This is a genomic window from Flavobacterium sp. W21_SRS_FM3 (assembly GCF_052113625.1).
In the GTDB taxonomy this organism is placed as follows: domain Bacteria; phylum Bacteroidota; class Bacteroidia; order Flavobacteriales; family Flavobacteriaceae; genus Flavobacterium.
The window spans coordinates 73,829-96,323 of record NZ_JBGQOD010000012.1 but is presented as its reverse complement, the minus strand read 5'-3'; the positions used below and the strand labels follow the sequence as shown (position 1 = coordinate 96,323).

Annotated in this window: 16 protein-coding genes; 8 read left to right on the top strand and 8 right to left on the bottom strand. The window is 33.6% G+C overall.

Annotated elements, in window-relative coordinates; genetic code table 11:
* Window positions 1-16 precede the first annotated feature (16 nt).
* Together ACEN2K_RS14530 and ACEN2K_RS14525 are read left to right on the top strand one after the other, a co-directional pair.
* On the top strand, window positions 17-472 hold the full coding sequence (locus ACEN2K_RS14530) for a hypothetical protein (RefSeq protein WP_441760057.1): 456 nt from the start codon (window positions 17-19) through the stop codon (window positions 470-472).
* A gap of 27 nt (window positions 473-499) precedes the next feature.
* Window positions 500-1,402 carry an N-acetylmuramoyl-L-alanine amidase gene (locus ACEN2K_RS14525; protein ID WP_441760056.1) on the top strand — a complete coding sequence of 301 codons (903 nt, stop codon included), beginning with the start codon at window positions 500-502 and terminating at the stop codon, window positions 1,400-1,402.
* A gap of 202 nt (window positions 1,403-1,604) precedes the next feature.
* Here ACEN2K_RS14525 and ACEN2K_RS14520 read toward each other — a convergent pair whose 3' ends face one another.
* The 7 genes from ACEN2K_RS14520 to ACEN2K_RS14490 form a co-directional block, all read right to left on the bottom strand.
* Complete coding sequence (locus ACEN2K_RS14520) at window positions 1,605-2,618, bottom strand: outer membrane beta-barrel protein (protein WP_441760055.1); 1,014 nt, start codon at window positions 2,616-2,618, stop codon at window positions 1,605-1,607.
* Between the two features lie 542 nt (window positions 2,619-3,160).
* On the bottom strand, window positions 3,161-4,126 hold the full coding sequence (locus tag ACEN2K_RS14515; protein ID WP_441760054.1) for a glycoside hydrolase family 5 protein: 966 nt from the start codon (window positions 4,124-4,126) through the stop codon (window positions 3,161-3,163).
* A 7-nt stretch (window positions 4,127-4,133) separates the two neighbouring features.
* Entirely contained in the window at window positions 4,134-5,375 is a 1,242-nt protein-coding gene (locus tag ACEN2K_RS14510; protein WP_441760053.1) for a glycoside hydrolase family 27 protein, read from the bottom strand.
* A gap of 83 nt (window positions 5,376-5,458) precedes the next feature.
* Complete coding sequence (locus ACEN2K_RS14505; RefSeq protein ID WP_441760052.1) at window positions 5,459-6,499, bottom strand: IPT/TIG domain-containing protein; 1,041 nt, start codon at window positions 6,497-6,499, stop codon at window positions 5,459-5,461.
* 18 nt (window positions 6,500-6,517) lie between these two features.
* Window positions 6,518-8,110, bottom strand: coding sequence for a RagB/SusD family nutrient uptake outer membrane protein (locus ACEN2K_RS14500; RefSeq protein WP_441760051.1), 1,593 nt, complete (start codon window positions 8,108-8,110; stop codon window positions 6,518-6,520).
* Between the two features lie 11 nt (window positions 8,111-8,121).
* The gene (locus ACEN2K_RS14495; RefSeq protein ID WP_441760050.1) at window positions 8,122-11,316 is read right to left on the bottom strand and encodes a SusC/RagA family TonB-linked outer membrane protein; all 3,195 of its coding nucleotides are present in this window, start codon (window positions 11,314-11,316) and stop codon (window positions 8,122-8,124) included.
* 550 nt (window positions 11,317-11,866) lie between these two features.
* On the bottom strand, window positions 11,867-12,745 hold the full coding sequence (locus ACEN2K_RS14490) for a helix-turn-helix domain-containing protein (RefSeq protein ID WP_441760049.1): 879 nt from the start codon (window positions 12,743-12,745) through the stop codon (window positions 11,867-11,869).
* A gap of 264 nt (window positions 12,746-13,009) precedes the next feature.
* Here ACEN2K_RS14490 and ACEN2K_RS14485 point away from each other — a divergent pair, with 264 nt between their 5' ends.
* The 6 genes from ACEN2K_RS14485 (at window position 13,010) to ACEN2K_RS14460 (ending at window position 21,391) form a co-directional block, all read left to right on the top strand.
* Complete coding sequence (locus ACEN2K_RS14485; protein WP_441760048.1) at window positions 13,010-14,158, top strand: glycoside hydrolase family 26 protein; 1,149 nt, start codon at window positions 13,010-13,012, stop codon at window positions 14,156-14,158.
* Window positions 14,159-14,205: 47 nt separating this feature from the next.
* Complete coding sequence (locus ACEN2K_RS14480; RefSeq protein ID WP_441760047.1) at window positions 14,206-16,131, top strand: sodium:solute symporter family protein; 1,926 nt, start codon at window positions 14,206-14,208, stop codon at window positions 16,129-16,131.
* A 34-nt stretch (window positions 16,132-16,165) separates the two neighbouring features.
* Entirely contained in the window at window positions 16,166-17,356 is a 1,191-nt protein-coding gene (locus tag ACEN2K_RS14475) for a glycoside hydrolase family 130 protein (protein WP_441760046.1), read from the top strand.
* Window positions 17,357-17,358: 2 nt separating this feature from the next.
* A complete protein-coding gene (locus ACEN2K_RS14470) occupies window positions 17,359-18,558 on the top strand; it encodes an AGE family epimerase/isomerase (RefSeq protein ID WP_441760045.1) in 1,200 nt (399 codons plus the stop codon).
* 187 nt (window positions 18,559-18,745) lie between these two features.
* A complete protein-coding gene (locus ACEN2K_RS14465) occupies window positions 18,746-19,990 on the top strand; it encodes a glycoside hydrolase family 26 protein (RefSeq protein WP_441760044.1) in 1,245 nt (414 codons plus the stop codon).
* Between the two features lie 111 nt (window positions 19,991-20,101).
* Window positions 20,102-21,391: a glycoside hydrolase 5 family protein gene (locus tag ACEN2K_RS14460; protein WP_441760043.1), complete on the top strand. Its 1,290-nt coding sequence runs from the start codon at window positions 20,102-20,104 to the stop codon at window positions 21,389-21,391.
* A gap of 73 nt (window positions 21,392-21,464) precedes the next feature.
* Here the strand turns inward: ACEN2K_RS14460 and ACEN2K_RS14455 are convergent, their stop codons facing one another.
* Window positions 21,465-22,421 (bottom strand): aldo/keto reductase, encoded by a 957-nt coding sequence (locus ACEN2K_RS14455; protein ID WP_441760042.1) that lies wholly within the window; start codon window positions 22,419-22,421, stop codon window positions 21,465-21,467.
* Window positions 22,422-22,495: the final 74 nt, after the last annotated feature.

The following is a 22,495-nucleotide window of genomic DNA, read 5'->3' as shown; positions in this document are numbered from 1 at the left end:
AATTAAAGTACAGCATATGAAAACAGTTCAAAACGTAATTATTTTAGCAATCTTACTATTGTCAATACCTACAGTTAACGCTCAATATGGTAACAACGGATACGGAAGCAATGGATATGGTAGACGTGGTGGGATGAGTCAAATGAATCAGGTGGGATCAAGTAGGGAACAAGATAAGCCGAAAGAAATCCCTGTTGAAGTTACCGTAGGTAAAATTATGGAGCGCATAAAACCAGAACTGAATTTAGATGCCTTACAAGAAATAGCAATTGCTAATGTACTCACAGAAAGTATCCGGTCACAAGGTATTTTGCTAAAGGGAGATAGTAATCAAGAACAAAAATTTAAGGAAATCCAAGCGCTCTCTGAAACAACTGATAGAAAGATAAAAGAATTTTTAAATGATGATCAGAAAGAGAAGTACAAACTTCTTAACGAAGAGAATTCAAAAAAATCAAGAAAACGCAGGTAAATACATATCCCTAAAATGCTTTCAAATATGACTAAATTCTTTTATTCCTTTATCCTCCTTGCACTGTTGGCATCTTGTTCCACAAATCCATACAAAGTAAGTGAAAAAGAATACAATACAAAGTTAAAATCTTTTAAAGAAGTTATTTCTAATAAAGAGCCAGAACCTTTACCAATCGTATCTAAAAGTACTATAACCATTGACAGTTTGTATACCAGACAGCTTTACACATTTAAAGATAGTATTTCGAGAATGGGAGTTTCGTCATTGGACAATGGCATTAATATGCAATGGATAGGAACAGTAAATTTTAATTTGCGTAAACCTAATTTCATTATTATACATCATACAGCTCAAGATTCTCTTCAACAGACTATTAAAACATTTACATTAACAAGAACACAAGTTAGTTCGCATTATGTAATTGCAGACAATGGTGATGTAGTACAAATGTTGAATGATTATTTACGTGCATGGCATGCAGGAAGCGGTAGCTGGGGTAAAAACTCTGACATAAACTCGGCTTCTATAGGGATTGAACTTGACAATAACGGTAAAGAGCCTTTCTCAGAAGCTCAGATTACGAGTCTGATGGCTTTATTAAGCAAGCTAAAGAAAGATTATAATATTCCTAGTCAAAATATTATTGGTCACTCTGATATTGCACCAAGCAGAAAGCAGGATCCAAGTGCATTATTTCCTTGGAAAGTTTTAGCAGATAATGGATTTGGCATCTGGCAAGATGAAGTATTAGAAGAGGCTCCGCTTGATTTTAACCCGGAGCAAGGCTTACGTATTATAGGTTATAACACAAAAAACCTTCCGGCTGCAATAACAGCATTCAAGCTGCATTTCATACAATCAGAAGTCAACTCTGTATTAGACCAGAAAACTATAAATACAATTTATTCTATTTATAAGAAACAGTAAAAAACTTACTTACAACATAATAAAAGAGCTTCCAGTAAATAGGAAGCTCTTTTTTTTTTCAATCAACTTGCCGAAATAACTCGTGATGGTTCTAATGTAAAAAAAACTGCCAAAACACTATATAGTGTTCTGACAGTCAAAAAAAAAATTATAAGGGTAATCTTAAAAAGTATGCATTCTCAAAGCTAACTTATTATCATCGTTAAAAACCATACACAACTCCAACAGCAAATTGCGCAGCTGATTTTGTGGCTGCCATATTAGAATCTACAAAAACTTCATCTGAAGAGTTATCTATTCTAAACTCTGGAATAATAGTTAAGGCACCCGAATGTAAATTAGCAGACAAAGTTAATGCGGTAACTGATGTATCACCAGAACCTACTTTATAATCAAAATATTCACCACGTAAGCCTAAACCAAAATTATCAGATACCGCATAAGATGGATACAAAGCAACTCCAGTATATCCTGTATCTCCTTCATTCGCATAATCTGCAGCATTTAATCCTATTTTAAATTTTTCAGTTAGTTGAAACGAAGCAGTTAAATCAACGATTGTACCACTAACGGATCCATCCATAAAATTAATGTAGGCACTCACATTTTCACTAGGAGTCAATGATAATTGCGCACCAAAAGCATTCAACCCCTTAAAGGCATCTGCAGTATAGGAGTTCCATGCATCATTAAAAGCACCCACCATAAAACCTACTTTATCAGAAATAGCATAATTTAGCTTAAAACCCGCATTTTGAAATGGACCATTAGTAAATAAATAAGAAGTAGAGTAATGGAAATTCCCTAACGGAGAAATCACTTCATACCCTATAAATGTTCCCATAAAACCAGCGGTAAAGCTCAGTTTTTCGGTTGCAGCATAAGTAGCATATAAGTTTTGAATATGAAAAGAGTTAGCCCCTAATTCATCATACGTACCGTCAGAATTTAAAATGGATTGAAATTGTCCTCTAGGACCAAAAGAAATCTCTCCAACAAAAGAAGTTTTCCCAGTCGTTTTCTTAAGAGCAATATCAATCATTCCTAATGAAATAGAGTTTTGATCAGAGGCAAAGCTGGTCGGAATATTTGCAGTCTTGGAAAAATCATATTTATAATAAAGGTCTCCTGAACCTGAAATCTCCAAAGGGGTATCTTGAGCAGATGCTATATTGGCTGTAAGTACAAGTACAAACATTAGTAATACTTTTTTCATTTAGTTTTGGTTTTAGTTAGTTCTCTTGGTTGTCAGTTAATTTGTTTAATTACCCAAAACGAAGGGCAAACTGGCGAGATTAAAATTTAAATCCAAAATGTGAGCTCCCATTTTGAATGAATTTCCACCATTAAACAAGACGAATTTATTAACATTATCTTAGGTAAAATAATTTCAACAAAAGAAATCACGCTGAAAATGAAAGAATTACCAATTAGAAAAAATAGCTTTAAAAAAACAATTATTCTTCAATTTAGACCAACTAAAAATATAAATTTCACAACGACAATATTTAATAAACCCTACGTTTTTAGAGGTAACGTAAAAATATATTGCTTTTTTTAACCCTAATCAGACGCTATAAATCAAATAAAACAAAATAACCCCTATTTAAATAGGGGTTGTTTTGTTTTGAAGAAATTATTAATACATTATATTTATAAGTCAAACGATTATCATTACCACTTCCATTAACCTGATGTTTTATATAAAGACTTATTTGGATATAAAAAACTCCAAAATGAATTTGGAGTTTTCCTGAGCTATTCTTCCTTATTATATTTTCTCAAATATTCTCTAATTTTAAAACCTGATTCTTTTAAATCTTTGTCTTTCCATTTACCATTTGATTTAGCTGACTTATTTAGAATAGAACAAGTTTCGTCCTTGTCAGAAATGGACCAAGTAATCCAGCTTAGCTTTTTTGATTCCATCCAGTTAATATATTGCTCCCATGCAACATAATTTAAAGGACCATCCCCAGTAGCTTCCATACCTGCAGATTCAGAAACAAATATGGGTAAACCTTTTTCAATAGCTTCATCAGTCTTATCACGCAACCATTTTTCATGCGTTCCTGCATAGAAATGCATCGTGTACATTAAATTATCATAACCGATAATTGGATCTGCAGCAGGTAAATGAACATCTTGATCCCAACGTGGACTTCCCACTAAGATTATATTATCAGCATCATTTTTTCTAATTACTCTAATGACTTCCTCAGCATAAGCTTTTACTTCAGGCCAAGTTTCATAATCTGGTTCATTAAAGACTTCATAGATTACATTAGGGTATTTCCCGTACTCTTTAGACATTTGAGCAAAGAAAGCCTTTGCTTCATTAAGATTTATATTATGACTATGCCAGTCAATGATAACGTATATGTCTTGTTGAATCGCTGCATCAACTACCGCTTTTATCTTCTTAATAGCAAAAACAGAATCATTTTTATACGTTAATTCACCAATTTCAATACCCATAGCAGCACGAACCACATTGCATTTAAAATCTTTCTTAAGCCATTTTACAACTTTTTTATTATAAAATCTGGGATGAAAGCTATGCCATCCAAAGCTCAAACCTCTCAGAACAACTGGATCGTCATTTGCATCCATTAGTTGTGTCCCTACTACTTTTAATTGACCGTGCTTTTGTACAAACTGCGCATTGGCTACTACAAAAACAGTTAGAAAAACAACGCATAAAAGTTTATATTTTATTTTCATCTCAGACCTATTTATTAATTAATTTCAATACTACAACATCGTGTGGTGCTATTTCTGCTTCATAAGCTCTTTTTGTTGTACCTAATTCTTTATTTAGCCACAAGTCTTTTATGTCATATGTTTGTTTTTTAAAATCAGCTAAAAAATTAAAATCGGCATCTTTAACTACATGATCTTTCCAATTGAAATCGACCTTTTTTACAACATCACTTCGATTTAAAAAAGTAAGTGCCCAGTTGCCTTCAACTAACGGTTTTATCCATATTTCTAATCCATCTTCTGCCGAATATTTAAATCCTTGTACACCTAATTTATCTTGATTTACAGCAATTAACTCTTTATTAGTTAAAATTGCTACTGTTTCCTTAGACATCGTTCGAAAATCATTGCCAGCAATTAATGGCGAAGCCATCATGCACCACATCGTGAAATGTGTTTTATCTTCAACTGTACTCATTCCGTTACCAACTTCCATCATGTCAAAATCATTCCAGTGATCTGGTCCAGAATATTTACGAATATCCTTGCGCATTTCAAGAATTTTCATAAATCCCCAAGAAGACCAATTTCCTTCTTCGTGATGAAATTCACAATCAAAGCAAGGATAGATATCTCCAGAAATTCTCCATAGATTCCCTACCTCTTTTCCCCACTCCCAAGGCTGATTATCCCCCCATTCACATAAACTAAAAACAATAGGTCTTCCTGCGGTTTTAAGCGCATTACTCATTGTGGTATAAGCTTCCTTTGCCGTAATTCCCTGTGTATTACACCAATCGTATTTTAAGTAATCTATTTTTAAGTTGGCATAAAATCGCGCATCTTGATATTCATATCCTCGCGTACCGGGATAGCCTGCACAAGTTTGTGTGCCAGCACAATTATACAGTCCAAACTTTAATCCTTTTGCATGAACATATTCAACTAACGCTTGCATACCGCTTGGAAATTTAATAGGATCTGGAACTAAGTTACCATTATGATCTCTTTCTTTTGCCATCCAACCGTCATCAAGTACGATATAATTATAACCGGCCTTGGCCATTCCAGAAGCCACCATAATATCAGCAGTTTCTTTAACTAATTTCTCATCAATATTTGTTTCAAATGTATTCCAGGAATTCCAGCCCATGGCAGGTGTCATAGCTAAACCTTCATACTTACCCGACCCTTGCTTGTAAGTATTCCCTTGACTAAAAACGGTTAATGACAACAACATAATTAATAACAAACAATTATATCTTTTCATTTTTATATTTATTTAATTAAAAAAGAATTCCCTAATCTCGCAATTAGGGAATATCTTAAACAAACTCACTCAAACAAAACACTTTATTTTAATACAAAACCCATGTCATCCATAAGAATGGTATTTCCTCCAAAACTTCCTGACTCTTGTAGCGTTAACTGGTCAAAAGTGGTAGGATTACCAATCTCTGAAAACGGAATTTCAATATACGTCCAGTCTGTAGAAAGTGCTTTTTTAACTTGAAAAGCCCATCCTCCAAAAACAAATATGATACTGGCGTCTGCATTTGTAGACATACTTTTTACACGTACTCTAAACGCTTTGTATTTTGAAACATTTCTCGATGCGAATTTCATATCTGCACCATTCCATCCTCCAAAAATAAATTTTATACTTTTTAATCCTTGTGCTTTATCGGAAGTATTATCCGTATCAAAAGTATCTGCACCATTCCACATCCAGTGACCAGCATCTCCTTGTAATTTGTCATCATAAAGAGCTGAACCTATAGCAGCTGTTGACTTAATTGAACCAGAAATAGTAGTAACTGTTACATATTTATCAGTTGAATTAGCAGGCACCTTTACTTTAATTTCGCTCAATGAAGATGAAATAACTGGTACTGCCGTGGTTCCAATAGTTACCACAGGATCTAGAAAAAAGTTACCATATATGGTAAGAATATCTCCTTCTGCAGCATTAATGGGGTTAAATCCATATAATAAGACTGGTGCAGGGGGAGCTACAACAAATGGATAAGTAATCGTACCATTTTTTGTTACAATTTTTAATTCATTAGATGCATTAGCATACGGCGTATTAATGTCTATGGTAACAAAAATAGCTTTATCCGTCACTAAAGCGGGATTAAAATAAGTGTCTGTGTCATTAAAGTAGATTTTTTGTACGGAACTAAATCCTGATCCTTTAATAATGTACACATTATTAGCAAAACCAACTTCAGTTGCAACTAGATCACCTGCCTCTGCTTTGCTAACACTTTCAATTGCAAGTGCAGAACTTGTATCACCACTATCATCATTAGAACAAGATGATAGTACAGTTATCATTACTGAACTCATTACAAGCAAGCTCAATAAGTACTTGATTTTTATATTTTTCATAATCGTTATTTTTTAATATTATTTAAAAGTATAAGGAACTGGTGCTTCTAATAATTTTGGGTTTTTAGCAACATCATTATCTGGATAAGGCATTAAGAAATCATTAGCCTGTCTATTCGCTGCATCATACACGGGAGTGTAATAAGCAGATGCATTTCTATCTCCTCTATTTTGCCCAGCCATGATAGCAATTGCTTTCGCTTTGTCAATTCGTCCTAAATCAAACCAGTAATCCCCTTCAAAACAAAGTTCTAATCTTCTTTCTTTAAATATATCATCGAAAGTAATTGCTGTTTTACTAGCTAAACCTGCTCTATTTCTCACTGCATTGAAAGAACGTAATGCTGCAGGATCAGATGTGGTAGATCCCCCTGCTAAAATTGCCTCGGCATGAATTAAAAGTAATTCAGCATAACGCATCACATAAGAATTGTTATCCATCATTGCCCATGCATCAGTAGGTCCGGTTGCATCTGATTTTACTCCGATACAATATTTTTTAATTCCACCACCTGAATTTTGTGCATTATCTTCTGCTGGAACAGTAAATCCAATTCCTGTAGTTGTATTCATATCAGGATATACATCTCCAGGTGTCATCACCGTTTCATGTTTTCTTTTGTCCCCAGAAACATATAAACTCATTACCTCTTGTGATGGCCCAAATACACCACCGTATGAAGCATTAGATGTAGATACAGTAGACGAACTTATTCCAAATTGTGTATTACAGTTATTTGCTGAACCGTATTGTCCATCACCTTTCCACTGCAAAGCGAAAATAGACTCTTCATTATTATTGTTTTTGTACAAAAACAAATCAGCAAAGCTTTTACCTGGTAATTGTTCTCCACCAAGAAGTTTAAATTCACCGCTATTAATTACACTTTCAGCCATTAATTTAGCATTAACATAATCTTTTTGGTATAAATATACTTTTGCAAGAAGTGCTTTAGCAGAACCTTTAGAAACATGTCCGTTGACACCATAATTTGCTCCTCTATTTTTTTCGACCAATTTGTCTATCGCTTTTAAGTAATCCATAGTGATTAACTTATAAATATCAGCTACCGTATTTGTGTTTACATTTGGATTATTCGAAAAATCTAAATTGTTTTCAATTATAGGTACTTCTCCCCAAATTCTAACTAAATTAAAATAAGCAGTAGCTCTCATAAAATAAGCCTCCCCAATGGTGTTTTGTACCACACTTGGATCTACTCCTGATCCTACTCTTGATTCAAGAAAGTTTATTATTGCATTAGACTGAGCTACATTTGCCCATAAAGATGCCCATCCATTTTCTAATTCAGGATCACTCCCATTCAAAGAGAAGGTACGCAAACCACTAACATCTGGTGAACCAGAATACATATTTCCAGAACCTACTTCTAAGGCCCAGAAAAACTTATTATACATTTGAAACCAAGTTCGGCTATACATCCCGTTTGTTGCTGATGCTACTTGTTCATTAGAACTGTAGTAAGCATCTAAACTGATGGCATCTTCTGGAGGTCTGTTTGTGAAGTCTTCTTGACAAGACCCTAAAACTACTAATACAACTGCTACGCTAAACAGTTTATATGTGTTAAAAAAAGATTTAATTTTCATTTTTTTATTTTTTAAAATTCAACATTTACTCCTACTGTGAACGTTCTTGGTGATGGGTACCTTCCATTGTCAATACCTGATAATAGTGGGTTTTGATTGAAAGAACCAATTTCAGGATCATATCCAGAATAATCAGTAAAAGTGTAAAGATTTTGAGCTGAACCGTAAATTCTTAATCGTGACATTTTGAATTTAGAAACAGTCTCTCTTGGTAAAGAATATCCAAAAGTGAAATTTTGAACTCTCAAATAAGAACCATCTTCTAGATAACGACTAGATATTACAAGATTACTATTTGCTGAATTGTCGATAGGTCTTGGCACTGATGTATTAGTGTTATCGGGAGTCCAGTAATTAGCCGCTTCAACAAGTTGGTTTTCATATAAAGAAGCATTTGTTGTACCTGCTCTTTTGGTCAAGTTTAAAATATCGTTACCATAAGAACCTTGTAAGAATATTGAAACATCAAAGTTTTTATAATTGAAATTATTCGTAAAACCAAAAGTAAAATCAGGGTGTGGTGTTCCAATTAAAGTTTTATCTAAAGGATCTATAACTCCATCACCATTCACATCCTTATACTTTACATCGCCTAGGTACGTTTGACCAGCTCCTGTACCAACTGTTTGTCCAAATTGTAATGGAGCAGCATTTAAGGTAGCCATATCATTGAAAAGTCCTTCAGCAATATAGCCATAAAACATACCTATAGGTTTACCTACAACAGTATTTGTAGCAACAACAGGTTGGTAACCATTAGTATTTACTTGTTGTGTTAGTATGATACCGTTTTGAATATCTACTAATTTATTTACATAGTGTGAAAACACTAATGAAGAACTCCAGTTAAAACCACTATTCCCTTTTGTGTTGTACCCCAATGTAATATCATATCCTTTATTACTCATTGTTCCCAGATTTGAATAAGGTGCTGATATACCACCATACTGACCTCCTCCACCTGTAAGGTAGATTGGTAATGGCACTTGGAATAAAAAGTCTTTAGATACTTTTTCATATAAATCAAAACTAGCTGACAATCTAGAATCAAATAAAGTAAAATCAAGTCCTATGTTTTTTTGATTTAATGATTCCCAAGTCAAATCGGGATTAGGAGAATTTGAAACTAAAAATCCACTACCTAATCCTGAATTTTGTTGTCCTAATAATGCCGTATATCTATTGTTTTCAATTTGCTGATTTCCAGTTTCTCCGTACCCTAACCTTAGTTTGATATTATCAACGTAATCACGAGTATTTTCCATAAAGGCTTCATTAGATAATTTCCATGAACCAGATATAGCTCTAAAAACACCCCATTGTTTATCCCCATTAGCTGGATCAAATTTTGATGATTTATCCGCTCTAATCGAAGCATTCATACTAAACCTTGAATCAAAATCATAAATTACACGACCAAAAAGAGAGTATAAAGCTGCACTTCCTTTATAACCTGTCACTGTATTATTATCGACATTAGCTAAGTTAATGGTGTGGTTTTCGTTTGTTTGAAAACCTTCAGAAGACGTTACTAAACCCTCCCAGTGACTATCATTTGCTTCTTGTCCTACTAAAACGGTAAATTTGTGTTTTTTTAAAGTTTTGTCGTAAGTCAATAAATTTTTAATATTGGTTGAATACCAGTTTTGTCTTCTCATATCTAAATCAGCAAGAAGATTTACTTGTGAACCCCATTTATAAGAGGGTCTAAAGTCTGTGTTTTCAGAGAATTCTGTACTTGCAGCAACTTCAGCACGGTATTTCAATCCTTTTAATAGGTTGAATTCTGCATAGATATTTCCTAAAAAGTTTTTTCTAACTAATGAATTTTCTCTAGTTAACGCTTCGGCAACTGGATTGTAATAAGTTACACTTTGATCTTTATTAGGTGGTCCTGCAAAAGTGCCGTCTATATTTCTCACAGGTATATCAGGTGATTGTAATAAGGTATTACTGATCAAACCTTGAAAACTTTGGTTAACAGTTACTTTTTCATTGGTAATTCCAGCTGTTAAATTAGAACCAACCTTTAACCAATCTTTCACTTTAGAGTCTACATTTAATCTTGCAGTATATCTTTTATATCCAGAACCAATAATAGTTCCTTCTTGATTCAAGTACCCACCAGATAAGTAATAGTTAGTTCCTTCTTTAGCACCAGAAAATGATAATTGGTGGCTTTTGGCAATAGCCGTTCTATATACTTCATCTTGCCAGTCAGTACCTGGGCCTAATAGTTCAGGATGAGAAAATTCAGGTCTTGCTTCAAAACCATAGATATTTGCTAATTCAGTTTTATTTTTAGCAAATTGCTGTAAATTCATTACATCTAAATTTTTTGAATTGGAAATAAAAGAAGTATAATTATCATAAGAAACCTTACCTGCTCCACTTTTCCCTGATTTAGTAGTAATGATGATTACACCATTTGCACCTCTTGAACCGTAAATAGCAGTTGCAGAGGCGTCCTTTAAAATATCAATCGACTCGATATCATTAGGATTGATCATTGACAATGGACTCACAGCACTGTTACCGCCTCCACCAGTTGATGAAAAACCATCTTTTCCCACAAGAGCTTGACCACTTGTAGATTTACCAGTTGCGTCACCCGAAATAGGAATACCATCCACAATATACAATGGCTCATTTGTACCAGAAATAGAAGTAGTTCCTCTAACCCTAACAGAGGCAGCCCCACCTGGTGAACCCGAGTTATTTGTTATAGAAACTCCTGCCGCTTTTCCTTGCAACATTTGATCAATATTCACTTGTTTAATATTCTCTAGATCCTTAGCCTTAACAGAAGAAATTGAACTATTGATATCCCCTCTTTTTTGAGTACCATAACCAATAACAACAACTTCATTTAGCGATTGAGAATCACTTTCCAGAGTCACATTGATTTTAGACCTTCCTTTAATTGCTACTTTTTGAGTATTAAAACCAATAAAAGAGAAAGTAAGTGTAGCGGTCCCTGGCGCATCAATTTCATATTTACCATCAAAATCAGTCGAAACTACTTTTGTAGTTCCTGCGATGGCAACATTAGCACCCGGAATAGTTAGCCCATTAGCATCTTTTACTATACCAGAAACTTTAGTTTGAGCAAAAACAGAGCTACCAGTTAGTATTAAAAACAACATCAGAGGAAATAAGCGTTGGTAGCTTTTCCAATGAATCAAATTAGACAATAATTTTTTCATAATAAATGTTTGGTTAGTTACGATTAGTAATATCTAAAGGAAAATTCAGACATTATAATACTTGTTAATTTTGATATTTTATAATTAACAAATCTATAACACATACAAACATTAAATTAATAGTATTATATCATTTAGTGATAATATTTTTTCTTTATGCGTAAAAAGTATACACATTTAAAAAAAATAAGCACTTAATATTATAGTATATATAATTTAATTAGAAAATAAATAGGATATAATGAATTACTGATTCTAAAGAAAAAGTACAGTACACCGGTAATTTACTATGTACCATCTAAAAAAAAATAAAATATAGTAGCTACTTAAAGCTTTTTAGAAAAGTGGACAGAAAGACATAAAATAAAACCAAGTTATGTATAGACAACCTAAAAAAAATAAACACAAACAACTTATAATCAATATATTAGTTTTAAAATTAATTTAAAGCTATTTTTTAAAAATTTATATGTGTTAGTTTAATTATATAGTACTGTTAAAAAGCTATCAGACTTTGTATAAAATAGTATTACAGCTCAATTACCCTATATTATAAAATGCGTTTTAGTCCTGAAAAATCCTCTCTATATTGACTTGGAGTACAATTCTTTATAGTCTTGAAGTTTCGGTTGAAGTTTGCAATATTATTAAACCCGCATTTAAAGGCCACTTCTGAAATACTCAAATCTTTCTCGACTAACCAACGTGCAGCATAGCCTACGCGAATGTCATTGACATAATTAACAAAAGTTTTACCTGTTCGCTTCTTTATAAAGCGATTAAAAGAAATACTTGTCATACTAGCTACACTTGATACTTCTTCTAATGTTATTTTTTCAGCAAAATTTTTCTGAACATATTCATACACAATTTTCATTTTATCATAATCATCAAAGGTATCATGATCAACAGTATAAGTAGACAACAACCTCTGATTCCTAGAGTTAGCTAAGTCATACAATATAGATATGATTTCTAAAAAGTAGTCCATCCCATCTAGTTTAGAAATTTTTATCAATCGAGAAGATAGCTCCTCAGCAGTTTTTTTTGAAAATAAAATACCATGAATAGAACGATTAAACATATCTCTAATTGGATTCATAATCCTTCTCGAAAGCAAAGAACTGTCAAATAAATCATTGTGAAATTGAATTGTTATTTCGTGAATATCTTTATTTTTACATTTATTCAATTCCCAACCATGATATAAATTGGGACCTACTAATACTAATTCAATATCATCGATTTCTTCAATATTATCACCCACTACACGCTTCACACCTTTACCATTCAAAATAAAATTGATCTCAAATTCTGGGTGATAGTGTACGGGATAATCAAAATTATCCTTGATTCTGTAAAATACTAAAAAACTATCTTCACTTGATAACGAAACTATTTCCCGATGAAATTTTTTGGTATTGCTCATAAGTACTTTTTTATTTGCAATAATATGATATAAAATTGATAAAATAATATTAAATCTACAAGAGACATCCAATTACCTTTGAAAAATGCAATTATTAAATATTTAATAAAAACTGACAGATTAAATACTAATCGTTTTTAATTCCACAACTTTTTATAATTTTCACAAAATTTATAAATTATCAGTGCATTAAAAATCAATCTTAAACTGTAAAAAATATAAACCACTCTCTTTTAGCAAATTGAATTAAATAGTACTAATAAAATGAAGAAAATTATTCCGGCCGTATTGCTACTTATCATTATTGGAACTTCTTGTTCTACACTTTTCTCTTCATATGATACTAAATCATCAATTTCCAATAAAAAATCTACTCATGAGACAATAATATTATTTGAAAACCTTAAAAAATTAGCTCAAACCAATATTCTATTCGGCCATCAAGACGATCTGGCGTACGGTGTAAACTGGAGGTATGAAATAGGAAGAAGTGATGTTAAAGAAGTAGCTGGTGATTATCCTGCAGTGTATGGTTGGGATCTAGCTGGGTTAGAAATTAATGCCAAAAATAATATAGATGGCGTTCCTTTTGACAAAATGAAAGAGTACATCAAAGAAGCTCATAATAGAGGTGGCGTGATTACCCTAAGCTGGCATATGAACAATCCATTAACAGGTGGGAATGCTTGGGACACCACACCAAAATCCTTGGCTTCAGCTTTACCTGGCGGAGTTAGTCATGAACTTTTTAAATCTTGGCTAGACCAATCTGTTCCCTTCTTTTTATCACTTAAAGATAAGAAAGGCAAAGCAATACCGATACTTTACCGTCCTTTCCATGAGCTAACGGGCAATTGGTTTTGGTGGTGTAAAAACAATGCAAGCCCACAAGAATTTAAAACTTTATGGACTTTTACAATAGAATACCTGAAAAGCAAAGGTGTCCATAATCTTATTTACATCTATAATACAGCTGATTTTAATTCAAAAGAAGACTTTCTAGAGTATTATCCAGGCTCAGAATATGTTGATATTTTAAGTTTTGATAAGTACCAATATAAGGATGACATCAGTAACTCATTTATCGTAAATTGTCAAAAACAATTTAAAATCATGAATGAAGTAGCTACTGAACAAAATAAAATGATGGCTTTTGCTGAGACAGGATTTGAAGAAGTCCCTGACGCTAACTGGTGGACAAATACCTTAATGAAAGCAATAGGTGACTACAAAATTTCTTACGTTTTAGTATGGAGAAACCATGGCTGGAATGAAGCGGTGACTCCTGCACACATGCATTACTACGCTCCTTATACAGGACAAAAGAGCGCAAATGATTTTGTAAAGTTTTACAATATGGAACGCATTCTATTTGAAAAAGAAGCTACAAATCAAAAACTTTACAAACAATAATTTTACAAAAAAACTAACCCAAATAATAACCACTTTTAACACTAATAATGAAATTAACAACAATTGATTTAACAATAATCGGCTTTTACTTCATCTTAATGATAGTCATTGGTCTGGTTATGAAAAATAAAGCTAAAAAAAGTAAAGACAGCTACCTCATGGGGGGTAAAAAATTACCATGGTATATGCTGGGACTTAGTGATGCCAGTGATATGTTTGACATATCGGGAACCATGTTACTAGTGAGTATGGCTTTTTTATATGGTTTTAAAAGTGTTTGGATACCTTGGATGTGGCCTATCTTCAATCAAGTATTCCTTATGGTTTTTATGAGTAAATGGTTGCGTAGAAGTAATGCAACTACAGGGGCTGAATGGCTAGGAACTCGTTTTGGATTAACAGATAAAGGAGTCAAACAAAGTCATGCTATTGTAGTCGTATTTGCTCTTATGTTGTGTATTGGTTATATGGCTTATGCTTTTGTTGGTGTAGGTGAATTTCTAGAAATTTTTATTCCTTATGAGTCCATTAAAGATGTTGTTCCTTTTCTAGACAAACACTTAGAGCAGTTGCCTTTTGGATCAGCGGAGTATGAAAGTGCTTTGTATGCAGCCAAAAACACTACCGCTCAGTTTTATGGAGTAAGTATTTGTATCATTGCTACTTTCTACAGTATTGTAGGGGGAATGCATGGAATTGTACTTGCAGATTTCATCAAATACATGATTATGATTTTCTGTTCGATATGTGTGGGTGTAATTGCGATGGAGCACTTAGCTTCCTCAAATATTCAAATTTTAGATAGATTACCTCTTGGATGGGACAATCCACTTTTTGGTACTGAATTAGGTTTAGATTGGGGACAAATACTACCTGATGCTCAAGTAAAATTACAAAAAGATGGTTACAAATTATTTTCGGCTATTGTAAGCATGATGTTCTTTTCAGGTGTATTAAAGAGTTTAGCAGGACCTGCGCCGAATTATGATTGCCAGAAAATATTAAGTACAAAATCACCAGAAGAAGCGAGTAAAATGAGTGGATTCATATCTATAATCTTATTACCTATTCGTTATTTCATGACTATGGGATTATGTGTTTTAGGAATCTTATATTTCAAAGATCTGGACTTGCATCAAACTGCAGATGGAGTTAATTTTGAGAATATTATGCCTGCAGTAATTAATAAATATTTACCTGTTGGGTTAGTAGGTTTAGTATTAGCTGGATTCTTAGGTGCTTTTATGAGTAATTTCTCAGGAACATTAAACGCTGGACAAGCTTACATCGTAAATGATATTTACCTAAAATTTTTCAATCCAAATGCCGACAGAAAGCAAATAATATCTATGGGATACTTATCAGGTATTGTTATGGTTATTTTAGGTGTTGGTTTAGGCCTTTTGATTCGGGATGTTAATATGATTTTTAACATTATTACTGCCGGTTTATATGGTGGTTTTGTTTGTGCCAATGTTCTAAAGTGGTATTGGTGGCGCTTTAACGCGAATGGATATTTCTACGGGATGCTGTTCGGTATCATAGCTAGTGCTATTCCTCCAGCGCTATCTGTTTCTGGGGTTACTACTTATTTTGATGGTACTAGAATGCTTTATTTCTTCCCTGTGTTTATTATAATACAATTAATAGCCTGTATTGCCGGATCGTATGCTGCACCCGCAACAGATAAGGAAACCTTGTTAACCTTTTATAAAACAGTGAGACCTTGGGGATTTTGGGGACCTGTTCATGAAATGGCTGTTGCTGAAGACCCTACTTTTGAAAGAAATAAAAACTTTAAGATCAATATGTTTAATATCGCTTTAGGGATTATAGGACAAATATTATTGACACTGGTACCCATGTATTTAATCTTATCAAAATGGAGTGCCTTAGGAACCGTACTCGCTTTACTGGGCGTAATTGTATTTACCATGAGAAAAACATGGTGGAAAAGATTATCTGACTACTAATAATACAATGATTAAAGAAACAAATTAAAAAAATATGTCTACAACTGTTCAATCACAAAAAATATACAACTTCGATAGCTTGAAAAAGAATCATCAAGAACTTATCGAAAGAACTAACAAACCAGAAGCACACCCCAATGGCATTTATATCCGTTACCAAAACCCTGTTTTAACAGCTGCTCATACTCCACTTGAATGGAGGTATGACTTAAATGCTAAAACGAATCCATTCGGAATGGAAAGAATTGGCATCAATGCTGCTTTTAATGCTGGTGCTATGAAGTGGAACGGAAAATACATACTATCTGTGCGTGTAGAAGGCGTTGATAGAAAATCATTCTTTGCCATTGCAGAAAGCCCAAATGGTACAGATCAATTTGAATTTTGGGACAAACCATGTGTGATACCACAAATTGAAGGCAATCCAGATACTAATGTTTACGATATGCGTTTAGTGAATCATGAAGACGGGTGGATTTATGGAATTTTTTGTACCGAAAGAAAAGATCCTAATGCTCCACAAGGCGATACTAGCTCTGCAATTGCTAACGCTGGGATTGTGCGCACGAAGGATTTAATAAATTGGGAGCGCTTACCTGATTTAATTTCGAATACAGGACAGCAAAGAAACGTAGTATTTCATCCTGAACTTGTAAATGGCAAATATGCTGTATATACCCGCCCACAAGATGGCTTTATTGACATAGGAAATGGTGGAGGTGTTGGATTGGGATATATCGATGATATGAAAAATCCAATTGTTCAAAATGAGACTATTATATACGGTAAACAGTACCACACTATATATGAACTTAAAAATGGTTTAGGTCCAGCTCCTATAAAAACAGCAAAAGGATGGTTACACCTGGCCCACGGTGTTCGAAACACAGCAGCAGGTTTACGCTACACCTTATACATGTTCATGACAGACCTTAACGATATTTCAAAAGTAATATACAAACCTGCTGGTCACTTCATGGCTCCAGAAGGTATAGAAAGAGTGGGAGATGTATCAAATGTGTTGTTTTCTAATGGTTGGATCGAAGATGAAGATGGAACAGTGTATATCTATTATGCTTCATCAGATACTAGAATGCATGTAGCTGTTTCCTCTGTAGAAAAATTGATTGATTACGTCATGAATACACCTGAAGACACTTTTACTTCTGCAGGATCAGTAAACACAATCATTGAACAAATTAATAAAAATCAAGCAATTTTATAAGCGTGTCTATACTATTAAAACAATTACAATCTGAACTTAAAACGGAACTTAACTCTATTTTAGACTATTGGTCTACAAACACCATTGATTTAGAAAATGGCGGTTTTATAGGACAAATTGACTGTAATGAACAAGCAAATAATAAAGCAGATAAAGGCTCTGTTTTAAACGCGCGAATTTTATGGGCATTTTCATCGGCATTTCAACTGACCAAAAACGAAGAACACTTAAAAGTTGCACAAAGAGCTTTTGATTATATAATTAGTCATTTTTATGATGATGAATTTGGCGGTATTTATTGGAGTGTGGCATATGACGGCACACCAAAAGATACAAAGAATCAGATTTATGCGCTTGCATTTGTAATTTATGGACTGACAGAATATTATGCTATTACAACAGATGAAAAAGCATTAGCACTGTCGAAAGCTTTATATCTAAAAATTGAAGAATATAGTTTTGACTCTATTCACGAAGGCTATTTTGAAGCTTTTACAAGAGAATGGAAAGAGGTAGCTGATTTACGTTTAAGCGATAAAGATGCTAATGAGAAGAAAACAATGAATACGCATTTACACATTGTAGAAGCGTATGCTAACTTATATAAAGTGTGGAAAGATGACACTTTAAAAGAGACTATCATAGCGCTTCTAAAAACAATTGAAAAGCACTTTATCAATGAAGAAACTGGACATTTACGATTATTTTTTAACGAAAATTGGATTGAAAAACCAGATGTAATCTCCTATGGTCACGATATCGAGGCGGCATGGCTCTTGCAGCAATGTGTAGAAATCACAGGAGATGTTGATTTAGTAGCACGTTATAAAAAGTATGCAATCCAGATGACTAATGCTACAATAGAAGGCATTGACAAAGATGGTGGACTGTGGTATGAATATAAACCTCAAACAGACCATTTAATAAAAGAAAAGCATTGGTGGCCACAGTCAGAATTGATGATTGGTTTTTTTAACTCTTATGAACTCACTGGAAATCAAAACTATTTAGATATCGTGTTGAAAAACTGGGAGTTTATAAAAAACTACATTCTTGACAAAAAAAATGGAGAGTGGCACTGGGGAGTATATGAAAATTATTCTTTAATAGAGAAAGACAAAGCTGGTTTATGGAAATGTCCCTACCATAATAGCAGAGCATGTATAGAATTAATAAACAGAATACATAATTACAGTAAATAGTACTTATTCTAAATATTAAAGGAGCTTAGAAAACAATAGACGTTAACGCTCCACACTAAATTTTTAAATAGTTTTAGAAAACTATTCATAAAGTATTACTACTCATTTTACGGAACTTGAGAAGCCAACTTATAAATCGGCTTCAGGATTGCTATTGCCTAAAAATAACCAATAAAAAATTATTCTTATGAAAACAACTAAGCTAAAACTATTACTAATTTTTTTGACAGTTGCCATAAGCAGTTGTTCAAAAGATGAGATTAACGAACCAGCCACCACTCCACCTCCTACTACCACTCCACCTCCTACATCGGAACCCGACTTACTTACTAAAACCAACCTACGAACTTACTTAGTGGATCCGAATGCTACTAATGAAACTGCTGCCTTGTTTTATAATTTAAAATTTTTATCGAAAACTAAATTTGCAATAGGACAACAGGACACCTTTAATGCTTTTTACAAAAACAATTCAAACGTATCAGATATTAAGAAAACTACAGGTTTTGACCCCGCTCTTCTAGGTTCAGACTTTATGTTTATTACTGATAAAAATAATAATGGTCAGGCGAATAACTGGTTTTATCAGCTAGAAGTAGCCATTACTAATGCTGCCAAAGAAGCTTATAATAAAGGCATGATTAATATATTTTGCTGGCACCTACGAGAACCAAATAAAGAAGACAGCTTTTATGCTAGTGATATGACTGTAGAAGAGAAAGCATCAGCATTCAAAAGCATTTTACCAGGTGGTACCAAGCATGAATGGTATAAACAAAAGCTAGACAAAATTGCTGCTGTTGTATCTAATTTAAAAGGCGATAAAGGGGAATTAATTCCTATTATATTTAGACCATTTCATGAATTTGATGGAAGCTGGTTTTGGTGGGGAGCTAATTATTGTAGCCCTGACGACTATAAATCAGTGTATCAATTTACAGTAGATTATTTAAAAAATACAAAAGCAGTTCACAACTTGTTGTTTGCTTTTTCACCTGACAACTCGTATACAACAGAAGCTAATTATTTAAGTCGCTATCCTGGTGATGCTTATGTAGATGTTTTGGGAATGGATAACTATGGTGATTTTAATAATCAAGGTCAAGCGGGAGCAGATCGAGCGAATGTAAAATTAAAAGTAGTAGCGGATCTCGCAAAAAAAAGAGTAAAGATTGCAGCAATGACTGAAACTGGTTACCAGGTAACAGCGACTACTGCACCTACTGCTGGCTGGTTTTCAAATTATTTATACCATACGCTTACCGCCAATAGTATTCAAATTAGTTTTGTGATGTTTTGGAACAACACCGCAAATGGTTATTATGTACCAACTCCTGAGACTTCAAATGCGGCTGATTTTGCTGCTTTTGCTACAAAACCAAAAGCAGCATTGGTCAATTCATTACCTAAAATGTATGTGTTACCCAATTAAAAATGTAATCCATAAAGCCTAGCCCTGATAGCAGTGAAAATCCTTTTATTTTTTTCTTTAAAAAATAAAAGATTGAAACGGATAGCAGGATAAAGCTCCTAAATAAAAATCATGAAAAAAATACTATTTCCCTTTTTGATATTGCTTTGTTTTTTTACCTCAACAAAGAATACCGCACAAAACCAACCGAGAATTACCGTAAAAGGCACTCAATTTTTTAAAGGTGATAAACCATATTCGTATGTAGGCACAAACTATTGGTATGGTTCTTTACTGGCATCAAAATCTGTTGGCGATAGAGATCGTTTGGGTCGGGAACTTGACCTAATGAAGAAAAAAGGCATTGACAATTTACGAATTTTAGTAGGTGCCGAAGGCGGGAAATATGATTATACCGTAAAACCAGCTTTGCAATACGAACAAGGAAAATATAATGAAGACCTGCTGGACGGACTGGATTATCTACTGGCCGAAATGGGAAAACGCAATATGTATGCGGTACTTTACCTGACTAATAACTGGGAATGGTCTGGCGGAATGTCACAATATTTAGAGTGGAATGGTCACGGAGCAATACCTATTCCTAATATTGCACCAAACACCTGGCCACAGTTTATGAGTTATACTGAGCAATTTCATAGCTGTGAACCTTGCATGAAAGCTTTAGAGAATCATGTGAAATTTATTATTGGAAGAACTAACACTTACACTCATAAGAAATATACGGAAGACAACACGATTATGGCTTGGCAAGTAGGTAATGAACCACGAACGTTTACGGCTGAAAACGAGAAAAAATTCACGGTATGGTTAAACAATATTGTAAATTTAATAGACAGCCTAGACAAAAATCATTTGGTTTCTACAGGATCTGAAGGAAAAAATAGTTCTAATGATAGTATGGAAACTTTTCAAAGAACGCATGAGAATCCTAACATTGATTATTTGACGATGCATATTTGGCCAAAAAATTGGGGCTGGTTTAAAGCGGAAGATGCTGAAAATACTATTGAACCTACTTTAGAAAAAGCTGGGGCGTATATTGACGAGCATGTTGCTGTTGCACACAATCTAAAAAGACCTATTATCATCGAAGAATTTGGACTACCTAGAGCAAATGAAAGCTTGCTTCCCGAAGCTTCGGTGGCTTATAGAGATACGTTTTACAAGTATATTTTTAACCGAATTGTTGAAAGTAAAAAAAATAATGGCCCTTTACAAGCAGCTAATTTTTGGGGTTTTGGTGGTGAAGGAAGAGCAATGACCAAAGATGGTAAGTGGAATGCTGGAGATCCTTTGACAACTGATCCGCCACAAGAACCACAAGGTTTAAATTCTGTTTTCTCTACAGATAAATCGACACTGAAAATAGTAAAAAAATACAATTGTAAATTGAAATAATTACCCATTTAAAAGAAATAAAAAAGGGACAGTTGTAGCAACTGTCCCTTTTTATATGAAAACTATTTTCTTCTTATTTCAAAATTCCTTCGATAGCATTTAATTCATCATGCATAAAATCAAGATTTTGCAAACTGTCCATATTATTTTTTAACTGCCCAACTGAACTTGCTCCAATCAAAACAGAAGTGATTCTATTGTCTTTAAGCAACCATGCTAAAGCCAGTTGCGCCAAAGATTGATTTCTATTTTTTGCAATTTCATTTAAAGCGATAATTTTAGCCACTTTCTCATCAGATACTTCTTCTAGTTGTAAGTGACCGTTAGGATTAGCGGCTCTAGAATTCTGTGGAATTCCATTTAAATATTTATCTGTAAGCAATCCCTGCGCTAAAGGGGAAAAAGCTATACAACCAACTCCTTTATCCTCTAAAATATCTAATAATCCTGCTTCTGGCTCTCTGACAAACATGGAATATTTCGCTTGATGAATTAGGCAAGGCGTACCCAATCGTTTCAATATTTCGGTAGCCTCTTTCGTTTGTTCGGCATTATAATTAGAAATACCTGCATATAATGCTTTCCCACTCCGTACAGTATAGTCTAAGGCCATCATTGTTTCTTCAAGTGGTGTATCTGGATCAAAACGATGCGAATAGAAAATATCTACATAGTCTACATTCATTCGTTTTAAACTTTGATCTAAACTTGATAGCAAATATTTTCTTGATCCCCATTCTCCATAAGGACCTTCCCACATTTTGTATCCCGCTTTAGTTGAAATCACCATTTCGTCACGCAAATTACCTTGGAAATTATTTTTTAATATTTTACCAAAATTAGTTTCTGCAGAACCGGGTATCGGACCGTAGTTATTGGCTAAATCAAAATGAGTTATTCCTTTATTAAAAGCTTCTTTGACAATATTTTCTCCGTTTTCAAAATCATCTACTGACCCGAAGTTGTGCCACAATCCTAGAGATATTTGAGGCAATAGCAAACCGCTTTTTCCACATCTGTTGTATTTCATACTCTCAATTTAAAGACCTACAAATTCAACTGTTTGTAAACCTATATTAATTTTTATTCTTTTGTTATATTATA

Coding starts and splice junctions, on each gene's coding strand:
- ACEN2K_RS14505 (WP_441760052.1), bottom strand. CDS start 6,499: ATGAAAAATATAAAAATCAAGTACTTATTGAGCTTGCTTGTAATGAGT.
- ACEN2K_RS14520 (WP_441760055.1), bottom strand. CDS start 2,618: ATGAAAAAAGTATTACTAATGTTTGTACTTGTACTTACAGCCAATATA.
- ACEN2K_RS14465 (WP_441760044.1), top strand. CDS start 18,746: ATGAAAACAACTAAGCTAAAACTATTACTAATTTTTTTGACAGTTGCC.
- ACEN2K_RS14525 (WP_441760056.1), top strand. CDS start 500: ATGACTAAATTCTTTTATTCCTTTATCCTCCTTGCACTGTTGGCATCT.
- ACEN2K_RS14495 (WP_441760050.1), bottom strand. CDS start 11,316: ATGAAAAAATTATTGTCTAATTTGATTCATTGGAAAAGCTACCAACGC.
- ACEN2K_RS14485 (WP_441760048.1), top strand. CDS start 13,010: ATGAAGAAAATTATTCCGGCCGTATTGCTACTTATCATTATTGGAACT.
- ACEN2K_RS14490 (WP_441760049.1), bottom strand. CDS start 12,745: ATGAGCAATACCAAAAAATTTCATCGGGAAATAGTTTCGTTATCAAGT.
- ACEN2K_RS14475 (WP_441760046.1), top strand. CDS start 16,166: ATGTCTACAACTGTTCAATCACAAAAAATATACAACTTCGATAGCTTG.
- ACEN2K_RS14515 (WP_441760054.1), bottom strand. CDS start 4,126: ATGAAAATAAAATATAAACTTTTATGCGTTGTTTTTCTAACTGTTTTT.
- ACEN2K_RS14500 (WP_441760051.1), bottom strand. CDS start 8,110: ATGAAAATTAAATCTTTTTTTAACACATATAAACTGTTTAGCGTAGCA.
- ACEN2K_RS14455 (WP_441760042.1), bottom strand. CDS start 22,421: ATGAAATACAACAGATGTGGAAAAAGCGGTTTGCTATTGCCTCAAATA.
- ACEN2K_RS14510 (WP_441760053.1), bottom strand. CDS start 5,375: ATGAAAAGATATAATTGTTTGTTATTAATTATGTTGTTGTCATTAACC.
- ACEN2K_RS14530 (WP_441760057.1), top strand. CDS start 17: ATGAAAACAGTTCAAAACGTAATTATTTTAGCAATCTTACTATTGTCA.
- ACEN2K_RS14460 (WP_441760043.1), top strand. CDS start 20,102: ATGAAAAAAATACTATTTCCCTTTTTGATATTGCTTTGTTTTTTTACC.
- ACEN2K_RS14480 (WP_441760047.1), top strand. CDS start 14,206: ATGAAATTAACAACAATTGATTTAACAATAATCGGCTTTTACTTCATC.